The organism is Dyella sp. 2RAB6 (assembly GCF_052115385.1).
Lineage (GTDB): Bacteria > Pseudomonadota > Gammaproteobacteria > Xanthomonadales > Rhodanobacteraceae > Dyella_D.
Map to the genome: position 1 here is coordinate 116,065 of NZ_JBFRGP010000003.1, position 16,921 is coordinate 132,985.

Consider the following 16,921-nt stretch of genomic DNA (forward strand, 5'->3'; position numbering starts at 1 on the left):
CGCGCACTTTGGAATGGCTAGCCCCTTACAGCGAGAAGTCGTAACGCGCGCCGAGGCGGACGTAACGCGGGTCCTGGAACGAACGCGGGCGGAAGCAGTTGATCGTGGTGTTGCCCGAGGGGTCTTCGCAGGTCTCGTTGAGCTGGGTGATGCGCTGCTTGCCGAGCAGGTTGAAGATGTCGGCCGACAGGGTCAGCTTGTGGTCCAGGAAGGCCGGCTGCCAGGCAGCGCTCATGTTGAAGGTGTAGGTCCACGGCGTGCGGCCGTACGAGCCGCGTCCCGCGGGCTTGCCGTTGCACCAGAAGTACGCCGCCTGGTAACCCACCGGGTCGCCGCCCGCCGATTCCGGACGGGCGCCGATGCAGCTGATCGGCGTGCCGGAGGTGATGCGGCTGACCGTGGAGAAGCGCCATTCCGGCGTCGGCTGGTACACGCCCAGGATGCGCAGCTGGTGCGTCTGGTCGTTGGCCAGCGGGCCGTTGGTGTTCTCCATCAGTTCCGGCGCGTCCCAGCTCTCGGTGGTCGACACGTCCGCCTGCACGATGTCGGAGTCGAGCTGGCCTTCCGAGTTGCCGTAGCTGCGCGAGAAGGTGTACTCGACCTTGGCGTACCACTTGTCGCTGAACTGATGCTCGGCATAGAAGTCGAGCATGTAGTAGCGGCGCTTGGCCTTCGGCTCGCCGATCTCGCGTGCGCTCAGCGGTACTTCGAAGTACTGGCCCGCCGCGGGCGACAGGATGAAGGTATTGGCGTTGCCCGGGTTGTACAGCCAGCACTGCGTGCTGTTGGCGATACCGGCGGCGACCACCGCGCTCATGCCGTGCGCATCGCCCCAGGCCTGGATCGGACGGCTATCGCAGTCGTCGTCGATCAGGTTGCGCAGGGTGCGGAACATGGCCTTGGCGCCGACTGTCCAGTTGTTCGGCAACTGCTTGTCGAAGCCGAGGATGTACTCGTCCTGGTAGTAGGTCTTCAGGTCCTTCACCGACACCGTCCTGGCATCGGGCGGGGTGCCGTTGGCACCGTTGTTGTAGAAGGTCTGCGACCACGGCGAGCCCACGCTCAGGCCCTGCGGCACGCCGGTGGTCGGGTCGATGCTGGTGTAGGCGTAGTAGGTGGACGGGAAGGTGGACGGACCGGCGCCGCGCACCGCCACGCTGGTCGGCAGGCCCAGGTGATAGCGGCCGGCATTGCCGTAGATCTTCAGCGAGCTGTCGCCGTACACGTCCCAGGCGAAGCCCAGGCGCGGGTCGAGCTGGTTGCGTTCCTTCGCATAGGCGGCGCCGACGCCGTTGTAGTTGGTGAACTGCTCGTTGCGCAGGCCCAGGTAGATGTTCCAGCGATCGGTCAGCTGCCAGTGGTCTTCGACGAACTGCGAGCGCTGCGCAGTGCGGGCCGAGGTACCGGTGCTGAGGCCGGTGGATTCGGCGTAGTAGCCGTTGGCGAACGCGGCCGGGTTGTACAGGCTCGGGCTCAGGCCCAGGTTGGTCAGGCGCTGGGTGATCGCCTGGCCGCCGCCGAGGTCGAAGTAGCGCCAGGAGGTGCCGGTCACCGGCGCGCTGCCCCAGGTGGCGCGCAGGATGTAGTTATCCATACCGGCGCGCAGGTCATGGCTGCCCAGGCGGTATTCGACGTTGAAGCTCCAGCCGTTGGTGCTGTCCTTCGAACCCGGGCGCAAGGTGGTGGTGGCGCCGAACTGGCAGCTGGGCGCGGGATTGGTCGCGGCGATGGCGCGGTTGTCGGTAATCGCCGGACACGGCGTGCCGCCGGCGCCGGTGATGGTCTGGATGTGATCCGCGTTGCTCTTGCCGTACATCGCGTTGATGGTCAGATCGTCGGTGATGTAACCGGTGTAGTGGCCGACGTAGATGTTGCCGCCCGGCGTGCCGTTGGTCTGCGTGCCGTTGTAGTTCTTGGTGTACTGGTGGACCTTGTAGCCGGTGTTCTGCTGGGTCGAATAGTTGTAGCCGTAGATCTGCGAGTCGGTGGTTTCGTCGTCGCCGGTGGCGGTGAATTCCAGGATGTGGCTGTCGGTGATGTTCCAGTCGAACTTGGTCAGCCAGCGCGTGATGTGGTTGCTGTCGTTCTGCACGGTGGAGCTGTTGGACTGGGTGCCGTGGAACACATCGGTCTGGTGGACCGCGTCCGCGGCGCCGAAGAAGAACAGCTTGTCCTTGATCAGCGCGCCGCCGATGGAACCGGAATACTGCAGTTCGTCGCGATCGCGCGGCGAGAACCCGTTGCCGACCTGGTACAGGGTGCCATTGCGGCGATACACGTTGCGCGGCTGCTGCGCCAGCTGGCTGGGCGACCAGAACGCCTGCACGTCGCCCTTCCACTGGTTGGTGCCGCGCTTGGTCACTACGTTGATCACGCCGCCGGTGGAACGGCCGTACTCGGCGCCGTAGCCGCCGATCAGCACCTGCTCCTGGTCGATCGCGTCATAGGGAAGCTGGCGCGAGCTCACGCCGGTCAGCGGATTGGTGACCGAGAAACCGTTGATGTAGTACGCGTTCTCCGAAGCGGACGAACCGCCGAACGACAGTGCGTTGCCATAGCCCCTGGCCGCCTGCGTGGTGCCCGGCGCGAGCAGGGCGATCGAGCTGATCGAGGTGCGCGCGATCGGCAGCTTGGCCAACTGGTCGGCGGTGAGCACGGCGCGCGAGTCCACCGACGACACGTCGATCGCCGGCAGCACATTACCCACCACCTGCACCGCGCCCAGCGTCTGCGCGTTGGCGGCGTTGGCGATAAAGGACACTTCGACACCGCTGCTGATCGTGGTCTGCACGTCGTTGCGGCTGTCCATCACCTTGCCGTCCTTGATGACGGACACGTTGTACGTGCCGATCGGCAGCGAGGCGGCGCGGTATCGGCCCTGCGCGTCGGTGGTGAGGTCGCGCTTGAGGCCGGTCTGCGTGCTTTCGATGTGGATGGTTTCTCCCGGCGCGGCCTGGCCGAAGATCACGCCCGTCGCATTGGACTGGGCAAGCGCGATGCCGCTGCTCGCGAGGCCCAGGCCCACGGCCAGGGCGAGCACGAGCGGGCGCCGCGGCAGCGAAAAACCACCGTAGCGTTTGGCTTTGCTGGAAGTCATGGTCGAACCTCGGTTGATGATTGTTTTGGTCGCTAGGACTGAGCGAGTTCATCGAACCGGAACGCTGCCCACGGCAAAGCCATGCCCGAGGCGGGGTGCCCCTGTCATGCCTGCCTTGGTAAGCGGTACTCCCCCGATTCGTCCGGATGTCCCCACATCCGGAGGCCTTTCATGGCGTGCCCCGCCGTGACTTGTGGCCTAGTCCGAAGCTACGAACCGCGCATTTGTTATGCAATGGTTACGCGTCGTAGGAAAAAACGAGCCCACCGTGGTTTGGCCCGCTTTATGCGCCGGGTAAATTTTCTCATTCTGATCGTGAAATCTTTCGGTAAACGGGGCGTTTGCAAGCCAGCGGCAAGAAATACGAAGAGGCTTGCGGCGAGGGGAGGTGCCCTTGCGTGGTGCGCTGGCGGCTATTTCGCAAAACATTGCTCATTCTATGAATGAATCATAAATAAGAGGCGCGTTTTGTCCGGTTTTTTGCGCGTCAGAAAAGCGATCGGGGCCCGTAGGCCCCGATTTTTCCTAGGAATTTTTCCTAGAAGTACCTCAATAGCGCGGCACGCTGGGGTCGATTTCCGCCGCCCATGCGTCCATTCCGCCCTGCACGTTATAGACGTTGCTGAAGCCGTGCGCGGCGAAGCGCTCGGCCACCCCGCGGCTGGACACGCCGTGATGGCAGATGAAGGCGATGGCGGTGTCCTTGGGCAAGGCGGCCAGCGTGTCGTAGCCGACTTCGTCCAGCACGCGGGCCTGGGCCAGCGGGGCGGCCTGGGCGCGGCCATGGGCCGGGCGCACGTCGACCAGCACCAGGTCGCCGGCGGCCAGGCGGGCCTTGAGCTCCTGCACGGTCAGGTTCTTGATCTCCTGCGCGCCGGGGAACTTCAGGCTGAGGCCCTCGCCCTGCACGGTGGAAACCCAGTCGATCACGATGCCCTTGGCGCGCTGCGCACTGCCCGGGTCGAAATGCACGTCGATGCCGTTGCTGCTGGACACGATGTCATGGTCGCCGGCCGGGGCGAGCTGGAAGCCGGCGCTGTGGTCCGGGCCGATCTCCAGGTGCAGGGCCAGGCCCTGCGCATTGGTCGTGCCCTGGCGGATCGCCTCGGCGGCCTTGTCGGTGATGGTGATCTGCGGTGCGCTGCGGTCCGGCGGGGTGGCGCCGAACAGGGTGTGCAGTTCGCCGCTGGTGTACATCTGGCGAATGATGTCGGCGCCGCCGACCAGCTCGCCTTCCACATACAGCTGCGGAATGGTCGGCCAGTCGCCGTAGGCCTTGATGCCCTCGCGGATCTCCGGGTCTTCCAGCACGTTCACCGTGTGGTAGTCGGGCACCAGCTCGTTGAGCGTATTGGTGGCCGCGGCCGAGAAGCCGCACATCGGCTGCTGGCGGGTGCCCTTCATGAACAGCACCACGCGGTGGTTCTTGAGCAGGGTTTCGATGCGTTCGCGGGTGGCGCTGTCGAGGGACATCAGGGGGACTCCGGCAAAGAGGGTCAATGATACGCCCCCTCCATATGCTGGCGCGGCCGGGCAGCTTCAACGCCCAAAGGCTCAAGCGGCGTAGGTTGGGGTGAGCGCAGCAAACCCCAGCACTGCGACCTCGTGTGAGGTCTGTTGGGGTTCGCCTTCGGCTCACCCCAACCTACGGGCTCAAGGTAGGCCAGGAACGAGCGGCGAGGACGCGGCCCGCGTCCTGCGGCGGCGCGTCCTGTCGCCCCGCGTCCTCGCCGCTCGTCCCTGGCCGTGCCTTCCGGCTCACGCCGCCGGGCGCAGTTCCGACAGGTTGCGCCGGTGCCGGGCCAGCGGCGCCAGGGCCAGGCCGGAGGCGGGCGAGGGCAGCACCAGCTCGCGGCTGGCGCGGCCGAGCGCGGCCGGCTGCTCGCTCCAGTGGATCAGTTCCATCGCGCCGGTGTGGTCTTCGACCAGGGCCGTGCAGTGCTCCACCCAGTCGCCGTCGTTGAGGTACAGCACACCGTCCATCTCGCGCACGTGGCCGAAATGGATGTGGCCGCAGATATGGCCGTCGAAGCCGCGCTCGCGGGCATCGCTGGCCACGCGTTCCTCGTAGGCGCGGATATAGGCCAGCGCCTTGCGGATATGCGACTTCACGATGATCGACAGCGGCAGGTACGGCAGCTCCAGCCGGCGCCGCATGGCGTGCACGCGGCGGTTGGTCCAGCAGATGAAGCGGTGCATCACCTCGCCCAGGTGCAGCATCCAGGTACGGCCGATGTGTTCGGGGTCGAATTCGTCGCCGTGGCTGACCCGGTAGCGGCGTCCGTCGGCGCCCTCGTGCACGGCGTCCAGTTCGATGCGCACGCCGCCGAAGCTCTGCCCGGCCAGGCCGCGCAGCGGGGCGTCGTGATTGCCGGGGATGTAGATCACCTCGATCCCCCGCCGTGCCATGTCCAGCAGCTCGGCCAGCACGGCGCCGTGGTCGGCGTGCCACCAGATGCGTTTGGCCAGCGCTTCCATGTCGATGATGTCGCCGACGAGATACAGCTTCTCGCAGCGCAGCTTGCGCAGGAAGTCGAGCAGGTAAGAAGCCTTGCAGTCAGGCGTGCCCAGATGCACGTCGGAGATGAAGGCGCTGCGGCAGTGAAAGGTCGCCATGGCTGTCTCTCCCGGTGGTATCCGGGAGCTCAGTCTGCTCGGGACAGGTCACCGGCTCGTGGCGGCGCGGTTGCAGCTTTGTTGCGGCGCGGGAGGGGAGCTCAGGCCAGCAGGTGGCGCGCGACCGGCAGCGCGGCCTCGGCCCATAGCGCGTATTGCGCGGCCGAAGGGTGCAGGCCGTCGTCGGCGAGCAGGGCCGGGTAGTCGCGCGAGATCGGCGCGATATCGACGAAGGCGGCGCCGGCGGCGCGGGTTTCCCCGGCGGCGATGGCGTTGAAGGCGTCCAGCTCGGCGGCGATCTGCGCGGTATCGCGGCCGCTTTCGCGCGCGAACGAGGTGACGCCCCAGTCCGGAATCGACAGCACCAGCACGCGGCCGGGCCGGGCGCCGGCCAGGGCGATCGCGCGTTCCAGCAGGCGGCGGAATTCGCCGCGGTACTCGTCGGCCGTACGCCCGCGATACTGGTTATTGACGCCGATCAGCAGGCTGACCAGCTCGTACGGCGGGGCGAAGGCGGCGGCGTCCATCGCCGCCGACAGCTCGTCGGTGGTCCAGCCGGTGGTGGCGAGGATGCTGGGGTCCGCCAGCGCCACGCCCTGCGCGCGCAGGGCGGCGGCCAGGCGCATCGGCCAGCGGCCTTCGGCGGGCACGGCCTCGCCGATGGTGTAGGAGTCGCCGAGCGCGAGGTAGCTGAGCATGCGTGCGATCAAGCGACCGCGCGCGCCTGCTGTCCTTCGGCCATGCGCGCGAGCACCCGCTCGATGCGCACGAACACCTCGCGCAACTGCTCCGGTGGCGGCAGCAGGGTCAGGCGCAGGTGGCGGCTGTCCGGCACGTTGAAGCTGCTGCCCGGCACCACCAGCACCGATTCCTCTTCCAGCAGGCGCAGCGCGAAGGCGTTGTCGTCGAAGTGCGGCACGCGGTCGGCGCGCACGCGCGGGAACGCGTACAGCGCGCCGCCCGGGGTTGCCAGGTCGAGGAATTCGCTGTGCGCGACGCCCTCCAGGATCATCCGCCGCGCCTCGTGCAGGCGTCCGCCGGGCGAGGTCAGCGCGCCGATGGTCGGCTTGCTCTCCAGCGCCGGACGCACCGCCCACTGCGCAGTGACATTGGCGCACAGGCGCAACGCGGCCAGCAGCTGCAGCGCGTCGCGGTACTCATGGGTGCGCGCCGGGTCGCCGGAAAGACTCATCCAGCCCACCCGGTAGCCGCAGGCGCGGTGCACCTTGCTCAAGCCGCCGAAGCTGACGCAGGGCACGTCGCCGGCCACCTTGGCCAGCGGCTCGAACTGCGCGCCGTCGTAGAGGATCTCGTCGTAGATCTCGTCGGTGAGCAGCAGCAGGTGATGGCGCTCGGCGATGCGCACGATGCGCTCCAGCAGCTCGCGCGGATACACGGCGCCGGTGGGATTGTTCGGATTGATCAGCACGATCGCGCGGGTGCGCGCGGTGACCAGCGCCTCGATTTCTTCCGGGTCGGGCAGGTGGCCGTTCTCGGCCAGGCAGCGGTAATAGCGCGGCTGGCCGTCGTTGAGGATGGTGGCGGCGCTCCACAGCGGATAGTCCGGGCTGGGCAGCAGCACCTCGTCGCCCGGCTGCAGCAGGGCGCGCAGGCTCAGGTCGATCAGTTCGCTGACGCCGTTGCCGACGAACACGCGCTCCACTTCCACGTCGCGCGCGCCGCGGGCGCGCTGCTGCGCGGCGATGGTCTCGCGTGCTTCTTCCAGCCCCTGCTCATGGCCATAGGCTTCGCTGTCGCGCAGATGGGCGGCGATGGCTTCGCGCAGATGGGGCGGGGTCTCGAAGCCGTAGCGGCCGGGGTTGCCGATATTCAGCTTGATGATCGGCAGGCCGGCGGCTTCCAGTTCGCGCGAACGACGGGTCAGGGCGCCGCGGATTTCGTAGCGCACTTGGGCCAGGTGCGGGCTGGGTTTGATCGGGGCCAACGTCTTGGGTCCTTCGTGTGCTTGGCGCTGTACAGCGCTTTTCTGGGGGCTTCTGCATGCTAGCAGCGCCTGTCGGAGCGTGCGAGGCGTGCGCTGGCCCGATTCCGGGCGGCCCGCAGGCAGGGCATAATCGTCCCTCATGACTGAGGCCGAGATCATCGAACGCCTGCGCAGCGTCGGCTGGCGCGGCGATGCCCTGCCGCCAGGCGAGCTGCGCCTGGCCCGGGTAGTCGCGCAGCATCGCGCGGGCTACGAGCTGCACGATGGTGTCGCACTGTTCGGGGCGCAGCCAGCCGGACATTTCCTAAAACGCGGCCTGGATCCCACCGAGCGCCCCGCCGTGGGCGATTTCGTCGAGCTGGAACCGGGCAGCCCGCCGCATATCGTCAAGGTGCTGCCGCGCCGCACCGTGCTGTCGCGCGCCGCCGCCGGGGAGCGCTACGAGCGGCAGATCATCGCCACCAATATCGACTACGTGCTGGTGCTGACCGGCCTGGACGGCGACTTCAATCCGGCGCGCATCGAGCGCTATCTGTCGCTGACCGAGGATTCCGGCGCGCAGCCGGTGGTCCTGCTCAGCAAGCTGGACACCCGCGAGGACGCCGACACCCTGGTCGCGAGCCTGCGTTCGCGCCTGCCCGCCGGCACGCCGATCCATGCGGTCAACGGCAAGGACCCGGCCAGCGTGGCCGAACTGACCCGCTACCTGCAGCCCGGCGACAGCGCGGTGCTGGTGGGTTCGTCCGGCGCCGGCAAGTCCACGCTCACCAATACCTTGCTCGGCACCGAGCGCATGGCCACCGGCGAAGTGCGCTCGCACGACAGCCGCGGCCGCCACACCACCACCCATCGCGCCCTGCTGCAGCTGCCCAGCGGCGGCTGCCTGATCGATACGCCCGGCATGCGCGAGCTGAAGCTCACCGGCGAGGAAAACCTCGATCTGTTCGCCGATATCGACGCCCTGGCCGAACGCTGCCGCTTCGCCGACTGCGGCCACGGCAGCGAGCCTGGCTGCGCGGTGCAGGCGGGGCTGGACAGCGGCGATCTGTCCGCCGAACGCTGGCGCAACTACCTCAAGCTGCGCGACGAGCGCGAGGAACAAGCGGCCACGCTGGAGGCGCGCCTGCGCCGCCAGCGCGGTGGGCGGCCGTCGACCAAGCCGCACGGCCATCGCGGCACGCGCGACAAAGAATGAATCAGCGCATCCCGGGTCAGGAGCCAGCCATGAATGCCGTCACCGCCACGCTCACCCCCGCCCTGCAACGCTACGCCGAACTGGACCAGCGCCTGCTGGCGGCGGTCAAAGGCATCCGCATCCTGCCCACCGTGGCCTGGCCGGCGACCCTGGAAAACCGCCTGATCGCGGCCTTCACCAAGGGCGACTTCAGCCTGCCGGTGGTCGACTATCCGCGGCCCGACCTGTCCGAGGCGCGCGCCGAGCTGGCGAAGATCGAGCGCGAGGCCGGCCACGACGATTCGATGGGCGAATACCTGTGCCGTACCGCCGAGTCCTGGCGCATCGCCGCGGAAATGCTCGAGGCGGTGGGCACGGCCGGCTTCACCGCGCCGTCGATCGTGCTGTACGGACGCCCCGGCGATCCGATTCCCGGCAGCGACCGCAGCAACCTCGATGCGGCCCGCTACTTCGTTGAACTGTCGGACGAACTGGGCTCGGACCTGCTCGGCGACGACGACAGCGCGAGCATGCAGGCCGACGTGCTGCGCGCCGACCTGGCCGCCACGCTGGACCAGTTCTTCGGCGACGGCGTGATCCACGTCGAGGTCGACGACGAACTCACCGCCAAGGCCGCGGCCGGCGCCACCCGCATCCGCCTGCGCGGCGGTACCCGTTTCAGCGAATACGACCGCCACCAGCTGCTGGCCCACGAGGCCTACGTGCATTCGCTCACCGCGCTCAACGGCCGCGCCCAGCCGGTGCTGGCCTCGCTGGCGCGCACCTCGCCGCGGGTCACCGCCACGCAGGAAGGGCTGGCGGTGTTCGCCGAGCTGATGTCCGGCGCGATCGACATCGCGCGGCTCAAGCGCATCAGCCTGCGCATCCTGGCCATCGACATGGCGCTCAACGGTGCCGACTTCGTCGAGGTCTACAAGTACTTTTCCGAGTGCGGGCAGAACCCGTTCGACAGCTTCCACTCGGCCCAGCGCGTATTCCGCGGCGTGCCGCTGGGCGGCGGCTCGGCCTTCGCCAAGGACAACGTGTACCTGAGCGGCCTGCTCACCGTGCACACTTTCTTCCGCTGGGCCTTGAAGCAGCGCCGCATGGACATGCTGCGGCATCTGTTCGCCGGCAAGCTGGCGCTGCACGACGTGCTGAGCCTGCAGCCGCATTTCGAGTCCGGCGCGATCGTGCCGCCGCGCTGGCTGCCGCCGTGGATGCAGCATGTGCATGGGCTGGCGGGCAAGCTGGCGTTCTCGCTGTTCGTCAATCGCATCCATATGGGACGGGTGCAGGCCGAGAGCCTGTCGCTGAGCCTCTAGCACATTCCGGCTAAGCGCCCGCCGCGCCGTTATCCGGCGTGGCTTAATGCCACGCATCCGCGCACGCCATACGCGTACGTTCTTGCGCAATGCGCAAGGGAACTGCACCGGTGCGGTGCTAACATGCCGCGATGTTGCCGCATGCGGCACGCCCATCCCCTCCCGCATCCTCAGCGAATCGCGCACTCATGGCACTTCCCGAAGAACTTCGACTCGCCGCCCTCGAATACCATCGCCTGCCGCACCCCGGCAAAATCAAGGTCACGGCCACCAAGGCCATGGTCACCCAGCGCGACCTGTCGCTGGCGTATTCGCCCGGCGTGGCCTATGCCTGCGAAGCCATCGTCGAGGACCCCAATGCCGCCAGCGAGATGACCGCGCGCGGCAACCTGGTGGCGGTGATCACCAACGGGACCGCGGTGCTGGGCCTGGGCGACATCGGTCCGCTGGCCGGCAAGCCGGTGATGGAAGGCAAGGGCGTGCTGTTCCAGAAGTTCGCCGGCATCGACGTGTTCGACATCGAGATCGACGAGCGCGACCCGGACAAGCTGGTCGACATCATCGCCAGCCTGGAGCCGACCTTCGGCGGCATCAACCTCGAAGACATCAAGGCGCCGGAGTGCTTCATCGTCGAGCGCAAGCTGCGCGAACGCATGAAGATCCCGGTCTTCCACGACGACCAGCACGGCACCGCGATTATCGTTGGCGCCGCCGTGCTCAACGCGCTGGAAGTGGTCGGCAAGAAGATCGAGGACGTGAAGCTGGCCACGGCCGGCGCCGGCGCGGCCGGCATTGCCTGCCTGGACATGCTGGTGGCGCTGGGCCTGAAGCCCGAACACATCCTCGCCTACGACCGCGAGGGCGTGCTGTACACCGGCCGCGATCACATGGATCCGGACAAGCAGCGCTATGCGCGCGACACCAAGGCGCGCACCCTGGCCGAGATCGTCGACGGCGCGGACATCTTCCTGGGCCTGTCCGCCGGCGGCGTGCTGAAGGCGGAGATGGTCGCCGCGATGGCGCGCCAGCCGATCATCCTGGCGCTGGCCAATCCCAATCCGGAGATCCTGCCGGAGGACGCCCAGCGCGTGCGCCCGGACTGCATCATCGCGACGGGCCGTTCGGACTACCCGAACCAGGTCAACAACGCGCTGTGCTTCCCGTATATCTTCCGCGGCGCGCTGGACGTGGGCGCCACCGGCATCAACGAGGCGATGAAGACCGCCTGCGTGCGCGCCATCGCCCAGCTGGCCCGCATGGAAGCCGGCGACCTGGCCAGCGCCTACGGCGGCGACGTGCCGACCTTCGGTGCGGATTACCTGATCCCGCGTCCGTTCGACCCGCGCCTGCTGGTGATGCTGGCGCCGGCCGTGGCGCAGGCGGCGATGGACTCGGGCGTGGCCAAGCGTCCGATCACCGACATGGACGCCTACAAGGAAAAGCTCGGCCAGTTCATCTACCGCACCGGCCTGCTGATGAAGCCGGTGTACGAGCGCGCCCGCGCCGACCGCAAGCGCGTGGTCTACGCCGAAGGCGAGGAAGAGACCGTGCTGCGCGCGGTGCAGACGGTGATCGACGAGCGCCTGGCCTTCCCGATCCTGATCGGCCGCCCCAGCGTGATCGAGACGCGCATCCAGCGCCTCGGCCTGCGCATGAAGGCCGGCACGGATTTCGAGATGACCAACATCGACGACGATCCGCGCTTCAACGATTACTGGCAGCAGTACCACGCGCTGACCGAGCGCCGCGGCGTGTCGCCGGCGGCGGCCAAGAACCTGCTGCGCTCGCGGCCCACGCTGATCGCCTCGCTGATGGTCGAGCGCGGCGAAGCGGACGCGATGATCTGCGGCCTGGTCGGGCGCTTCCACAAGAAGCTCGGCTACATGCGCAGCGTGTTCGGGCTGGATCCGGGCGTGCAGTGCACCTCGGCCATGACCGGCGTGATCAACGACCAGGGTGCGTGGTTCTTCCTCGACACCCACGTGCAGGTCGACCCCACCGCCGAGCAGATCGCCGAGGCTACCCTGCAGGCCAGCTATCGCCTGAAGCTGTTCGGCATCGAGCCGAAGGTGGCGCTGCTGTCGCATTCCAACTACGGCAGCCACGACAACCCCAGCGCGGCGAAGATGCGCAAGGTCTACGAGTTGCTGAAGTCGCACCTGCCCAAGCTGGAGATGGACGGCGAGATGCAGGCCGACACCGCCTGGGACGAGGGCCTGCGCACGCGCATGTTCCCCAACACCACGCTGACCGGCCGCGCCAACCTGTTCGTGATGCCGAACCTGGACGCCGCCAACATCACCTACAACATGGTGCGCGTGATGACCGACGGCGTGGCGATCGGCCCGATCCTGATGGGCGTCGACAAGCCGGCGCACATCCTGACCCCCGCCTCGACGCCGCGCCGCGTGGTCAATATGACCGCCATCGCGGCGGTGGATGCGCAGATCCGCGGGCAGCAGAAGAGCCGCTGATGCATGAAAACCCCTCTCCCGCCGGCGACCCGAAGGTAGTCCCCGTGGGAGAGAGGGGTTGGGGTGAGGGTACGGGCGGAGTGGTGCGTTGCACTTCGCCCGTACCCTCATCCGGCTGCCGCCACCTTCCTCGCTCCTCAAAGCCGCGCACATCCCTGTGCGCTCCCCGCGTGCTCCCGGCGGGAGAAGGGCTGCACCTTGAAGGTTTATAGAGAACCTGCGCTCACCCGCCGGTTCTTTTTTGCCTTTTCTAAATAGCCCCCAGCCCCCATGCGGTGCCGTATCGACGCGAGTCGAATTGGCGGCCAGACCCCGCCGGAGCTAAACTCGGAAGGTTCCCCGCATCCCCGATGCGCCACCTGCAGCCGCGCCGGTTCCCGGCGTCGCGGAGAGAAGACTCCCCATGGATCAGCTCGACGACATCCTCCACCAGGACCTCGACCCCACCGAAACCCAGGAATGGGTCGATTCGCTCAATGCAGTCATCAACCATGACGGCACCGAGCGCGCGCACTACCTGCTGGAAAAGATGGTCGACTCGACCCGGCGCGCCGGCGGCTACCTGCCGTTCAATCCGACCACCGAATACGTCAACACCATCGCCCCGGCCAACGAGGCGAAGATGAGCGGCGACGCGGCGATCGAATGGCGCATCCGCACCCTGGTCCGCTGGAACGCCATGGCCATGGTGGTGCGCGCCAACCGCAAGCCGGGCGAACTGGGCGGCCATATCGCCAGCTTCGCGTCCTCGGCCACCCTGTACGACGTGGGCTTCAACCATTTCTGGCGCGCACCCAGCGCCGAGCACCCGGGCGACCTGGTGTTCCACCAGGGCCATTCCAGCCCGGGCATCTATGCGCGCTCCTTCCTGGAAGGCCGTATCGGCGAAGACCAGCTCGACCTGTTCCGCATGGAAGTGGCGGGCAAGGGCCATGGCCTGTCGTCCTACCCGCATCCCTGGCTGATGCCGGATTACTGGCAGGTGCCGACGGTGTCGATGGGCCTGGGTCCGATCCAGGCGATCTACCAGGCGCAGTTCTGGAAGTACCTGGAGCACCGCGGCCTGGTGCCGAAGTCCGACCGCAAGATCTGGTGCTTCATGGGCGACGGCGAAACCGATGAGCCGGAGTCGCTCGGCGCCATCTCGCTGGCCGGCCGCGAAGGCCTGGACAACCTGGTGTTCGTGATCAACTGCAACCTGCAGCGCCTGGACGGTCCGGTGCGCGGCAACGGCAAGATCATCCAGGAACTGGAAGGCGTGTTCCGCGGCGCCGGCTGGAACGCCATCAAGGTGATCTGGGGCAGCTACTGGGATCCGCTCCTGGCGCGCGACAAGGACGGCGTGCTGCAGAAGCTGATGATGGAAACCATCGACGGCGAGTACCAGGCGTGCAAGGCCTTCGGCGGCGCGTACACGCGCGAGCATTTCTTCGGCAAGTATCCGCAGACGCGCGAGATGGTCGCCAACCTCAGCGACGACGACATCTGGCGCCTCAACCGCGGCGGCCATGACCCGCACAAGGTCTATGCGGCCTACCACCAGGCGGTGAACACCAAGGGCATGCCCACGGTGATCCTGGCCAAGACCGTGAAGGGCTACGGCATGGGCGCGGCCGGCGAGTCGCAGAACCCGACCCACCAGCAGAAGAAGCTGGACGACGAGGCCGTGCGCCACTTCCGCGACCGCTTCAACATCCCGGTGACGGATGACAAGCTGGCCGACGTGCCGTATTACCACCCCGGCAAGGACTCGCCGGAAGTGCAGTACATGCTCGAGCGCCGCCGCGCGCTCGGCGGTGCGCTGCCGCAGCGTCGCCGCAAGACCGACGTGAAGCTCAAGGCGCCGGAACTGGCAGCCTTCGAGCAGATCACCAAGGGCACCGGCGAGCGCGAGATCTCCACCACCATGGCCCTGGTGCGTGGCATGAACCTGCTGCTGCGCGACAAGCAGATCGGCGAGCGCGTGGTGCCGATCGTGGCCGACGAGGCGCGTACCTTCGGCATGGAAGGCATGTTCCGCCAGATCGGCATCTACGCGCCGTTCGGCCAGAAGTACCGCCCGCAGGACGCCGACCAGCTGCTGTACTACCGCGAAGACCAGAAGGGCCAGGTGCTGCAGGAAGGCATTTCCGAGGCCGGCGGCATGGCCGCCTGGATGGCCGCGGCCACCAGCTACAGCATCAGCAACCAGCCGATGCTGCCGTTCTTCATCTACTACTCCATGTTTGGTTTCCAGCGCATCGGCGACCTGGCCTGGGCCGCCGGCGACATGCGCGCACGCGGCTTCCTGATCGGCGGCACCTCCGGCCGCACCACGCTCAACGGCGAGGGCCTGCAGCACGAGGACGGCCATTCGCACCTGCTGTCCGGCTCGATCCCGAACGTGAAGTCGTATGACCCGACCTTCTCCTACGAAGTGGCGGTGATCATGCAGGACGGTACGCGCCGCATGCTGCAGGAGCAGGAGGATGTGTACTACTACATCACCGTGATGAACGAGAACTACAGCCACCCCGACCTGCCGCAGGGTGTGGAAGAGCACATCATCAAGGGCATGTACCTGTTCAAGGATGCCGGCAAGCCGAAGAAGGGCGAGCCGCGCGTGCAACTGCTCGGTTCCGGCACGATCCTGCGCGAAGTGATCGCCGCCGCCGAGCTGCTGGAGAAGGATTTCGGCGTCACCGCCGACATCTGGTCGGTGCCGAGCTTCAGCGAAGTGCGCCGCGACGGCTTCGACGCCGAGCGCTGGAACCGCCTGCATCCGGAAGGCGAGCAGCGCGTGCCGCACGTGACTGCGCTGCTGCAGGGCCGCCAGGGCCCGGCCGTCGCCGCCACCGACTACGTGCGCGAGTTCGCCGACCAGATCCGCGCCTTCATCCCCGACGGCATGCGCTACACCGTGCTGGGCACCGACGGCTTCGGCCGCTCGGATACGCGCGAGCACCTGCGTGGTTTCTTCGAGGTCGACCGCTACTGGATCGCGCAGGCCGCACTGTCGGCGCTGGCGAAGGAAGGCAAGGTCAATCCGAAGGACGTGGCGCGTGCGATGAAGGAATACAAGCTGGATGCGGACAAGCCGAATCCGTTGTACGTCTGAGGCTCGCCAGGCCTGAGAATAAAAAACCCGCCGAAAGGCGGGTTTTTTGTTTGGACGTCTGAACGTCCAGATCAATCGTCGTCGCGCAACGCCCGGCGCAGCAGCAGGAAGGCGCCGATGGTGCCTGCCACGATCGCCGCAGTCGCCACCGGATGCCGGCTCACCTGGCGGCGCAGGCGGCGGTACTGGTAGTTCGCCTCGTCGGCGATGTCCTCGGCGGTGTGCGACAGGCGGCGGGCGTAGTCGACCTTGTCGTGGCCGAAGCGGCGGCGCAGGCCGCGGCCGCGTTCGATCAGGCCGTCGGCGTGGTCGCCGGCCACGTCCGCATAGTGGCGTGCGCGGTCGCGCAGCTGCTCGCCGATGCCGTTGACGGTGCTTTCGATATCGCGGTGACGGCCCATGGCGGTGCTCCTTGAGTTGCAGAGTAAAGACCATGCCAGCGCCATCGTGAGCGGTGTGTAAACAGGGCCGGCATGGTTCAGCAAAGTCCTTGATTCGTCTTCAATCCACCATCGAATAAGGCCCGCCGCGTTCGAGCGCGCGGCGATACGCCGGCCGCGCGTGGATGCGTTCGAGGAAATCCCACAGGCGCGGATGGCTCGCCGCGGTGAGCCCCGCGCGCGAGGCAGCGGCCTCCAGCGGAAAGCTCATCTGGATATCGGCCGCGCCGAACTGCTCGCCGCCGAACCACGGCGTGCGCCCCAGCTCGCCTTCCAGGTAAGCCAGGTGCGTCTTCAGCTGCGGATCGATGAAGGCCCGCTGCACCTTGCCGGCGATGCCGCGCAGCAGCGGCTTGACGAAGAACGGCGCCGGGCTCTTCGGCAGGCGCGCGAACACCAGCTTCAGCAGCAGCGGCGGCATCGCCGAACCCTCGGCGTAGTGCAGCCAGTAGGTGCTGCGCAGGCGCTCCGGCGTACCCGGCGGCGGCAGCAGGCGGTTCGCACCGTAGCGGTCGGCGAGGTATTCGATGATGGCGCCGGATTCGGCCAGGGTGAGTTCGCCGTCGGTGATCACCGGCGACTTGCCCAGCGGGTGGATCCGGCGCAGTTCCGCCGGCGCCAGCAGGGTCTGCGGGTCGCGCTGGTAGTGCTTGATCTCGTACGGCAGCTCCAGCTCTTCCAGCAGCCACAGGACGCGCTGCGAGCGGGAGTTGTTGAGATGGTGAACGGTGATCACGACTTCCCCTTCATGGT

At 67.4% G+C, this 16,921-nt stretch carries 11 protein-coding genes; 4 read left to right on the forward strand and 7 right to left on the reverse strand.

The genetic code is table 11. The features are described from left to right. Window positions 1-25: 25 nt before the first annotated feature. From AB4083_RS06390 to AB4083_RS06410, 5 genes are all read right to left on the reverse strand, one after another. The gene (locus tag AB4083_RS06390; protein WP_441606934.1) at window positions 26-3,097 is read right to left on the reverse strand and encodes a TonB-dependent receptor; all 3,072 of its coding nucleotides are present in this window, start codon (window positions 3,095-3,097) and stop codon (window positions 26-28) included. Between the two features lie 549 nt (window positions 3,098-3,646). Further along, a complete protein-coding gene (gene grxD / locus AB4083_RS06395) occupies window positions 3,647-4,570 on the reverse strand; it encodes a Grx4 family monothiol glutaredoxin (protein WP_441606935.1) in 924 nt (307 codons plus the stop codon). Between the two features lie 285 nt (window positions 4,571-4,855). Next, on the reverse strand, window positions 4,856-5,713 hold the full coding sequence (locus AB4083_RS06400; protein ID WP_441606936.1) for a UDP-2,3-diacylglucosamine diphosphatase: 858 nt from the start codon (window positions 5,711-5,713) through the stop codon (window positions 4,856-4,858). Window positions 5,714-5,814: 101 nt separating this feature from the next. Then, on the reverse strand, window positions 5,815-6,411 hold the full coding sequence (locus AB4083_RS06405) for an SGNH/GDSL hydrolase family protein (RefSeq protein WP_441606937.1): 597 nt from the start codon (window positions 6,409-6,411) through the stop codon (window positions 5,815-5,817). 8 nt (window positions 6,412-6,419) lie between these two features. Then, window positions 6,420-7,658 (reverse strand): aminotransferase class I/II-fold pyridoxal phosphate-dependent enzyme, encoded by a 1,239-nt coding sequence (locus AB4083_RS06410; protein WP_441606938.1) that lies wholly within the window; start codon window positions 7,656-7,658, stop codon window positions 6,420-6,422. 139 nt (window positions 7,659-7,797) lie between these two features. Here AB4083_RS06410 and rsgA point away from each other — a divergent pair, with 139 nt between their 5' ends. From rsgA to aceE, 4 genes are all read left to right on the forward strand, one after another. Beyond that, window positions 7,798-8,853: a ribosome small subunit-dependent GTPase A gene (rsgA, locus tag AB4083_RS06415; RefSeq protein ID WP_441606939.1), complete on the forward strand. Its 1,056-nt coding sequence runs from the start codon at window positions 7,798-7,800 to the stop codon at window positions 8,851-8,853. A gap of 29 nt (window positions 8,854-8,882) precedes the next feature. Next, window positions 8,883-10,157 (forward strand): flavohemoglobin expression-modulating QEGLA motif protein, encoded by a 1,275-nt coding sequence (locus AB4083_RS06420; protein ID WP_441606940.1) that lies wholly within the window; start codon window positions 8,883-8,885, stop codon window positions 10,155-10,157. Between the two features lie 188 nt (window positions 10,158-10,345). Continuing rightward, a complete protein-coding gene (locus tag AB4083_RS06425; RefSeq protein ID WP_441606941.1) occupies window positions 10,346-12,631 on the forward strand; it encodes an NADP-dependent malic enzyme in 2,286 nt (761 codons plus the stop codon). A 403-nt stretch (window positions 12,632-13,034) separates the two neighbouring features. Beyond that, window positions 13,035-15,728 (forward strand): pyruvate dehydrogenase (acetyl-transferring), homodimeric type, encoded by a 2,694-nt coding sequence (aceE, locus tag AB4083_RS06430; RefSeq protein ID WP_441606942.1) that lies wholly within the window; start codon window positions 13,035-13,037, stop codon window positions 15,726-15,728. A 71-nt stretch (window positions 15,729-15,799) separates the two neighbouring features. On the opposite strand, the gene AB4083_RS06435 is transcribed toward aceE, so the two are convergent. Together AB4083_RS06435 and AB4083_RS06440 are read right to left on the reverse strand one after the other, a co-directional pair. Continuing rightward, window positions 15,800-16,129 carry a hypothetical protein gene (locus AB4083_RS06435; protein ID WP_441606943.1) on the reverse strand — a complete coding sequence of 110 codons (330 nt, stop codon included), beginning with the start codon at window positions 16,127-16,129 and terminating at the stop codon, window positions 15,800-15,802. 100 nt (window positions 16,130-16,229) lie between these two features. Further along, window positions 16,230-16,904 (reverse strand): glutathione S-transferase, encoded by a 675-nt coding sequence (locus tag AB4083_RS06440; RefSeq protein ID WP_441606944.1) that lies wholly within the window; start codon window positions 16,902-16,904, stop codon window positions 16,230-16,232. Window positions 16,905-16,921: the final 17 nt, after the last annotated feature.

Bases quoted from the DNA above. Each gene is read 5' to 3' on its own strand.
- AB4083_RS06435 (WP_441606943.1), bottom strand. From the start codon at position 16,129: ATGGGCCGTCACCGCGATATCGAAAGCACCGTCAACGGCATCGGCGAG.
- AB4083_RS06390 (WP_441606934.1), bottom strand. From the start codon at position 3,097: ATGACTTCCAGCAAAGCCAAACGCTACGGTGGTTTTTCGCTGCCGCGG.
- AB4083_RS06405 (WP_441606937.1), bottom strand. From the start codon at position 6,411: ATGCTCAGCTACCTCGCGCTCGGCGACTCCTACACCATCGGCGAGGCC.
- AB4083_RS06420 (WP_441606940.1), top strand. From the start codon at position 8,883: ATGAATGCCGTCACCGCCACGCTCACCCCCGCCCTGCAACGCTACGCC.
- grxD (WP_441606935.1), bottom strand. From the start codon at position 4,570: ATGTCCCTCGACAGCGCCACCCGCGAACGCATCGAAACCCTGCTCAAG.
- rsgA (WP_441606939.1), top strand. From the start codon at position 7,798: ATGACTGAGGCCGAGATCATCGAACGCCTGCGCAGCGTCGGCTGGCGC.
- AB4083_RS06425 (WP_441606941.1), top strand. From the start codon at position 10,346: ATGGCACTTCCCGAAGAACTTCGACTCGCCGCCCTCGAATACCATCGC.
- aceE (WP_441606942.1), top strand. From the start codon at position 13,035: ATGGATCAGCTCGACGACATCCTCCACCAGGACCTCGACCCCACCGAA.
- AB4083_RS06400 (WP_441606936.1), bottom strand. From the start codon at position 5,713: ATGGCGACCTTTCACTGCCGCAGCGCCTTCATCTCCGACGTGCATCTG.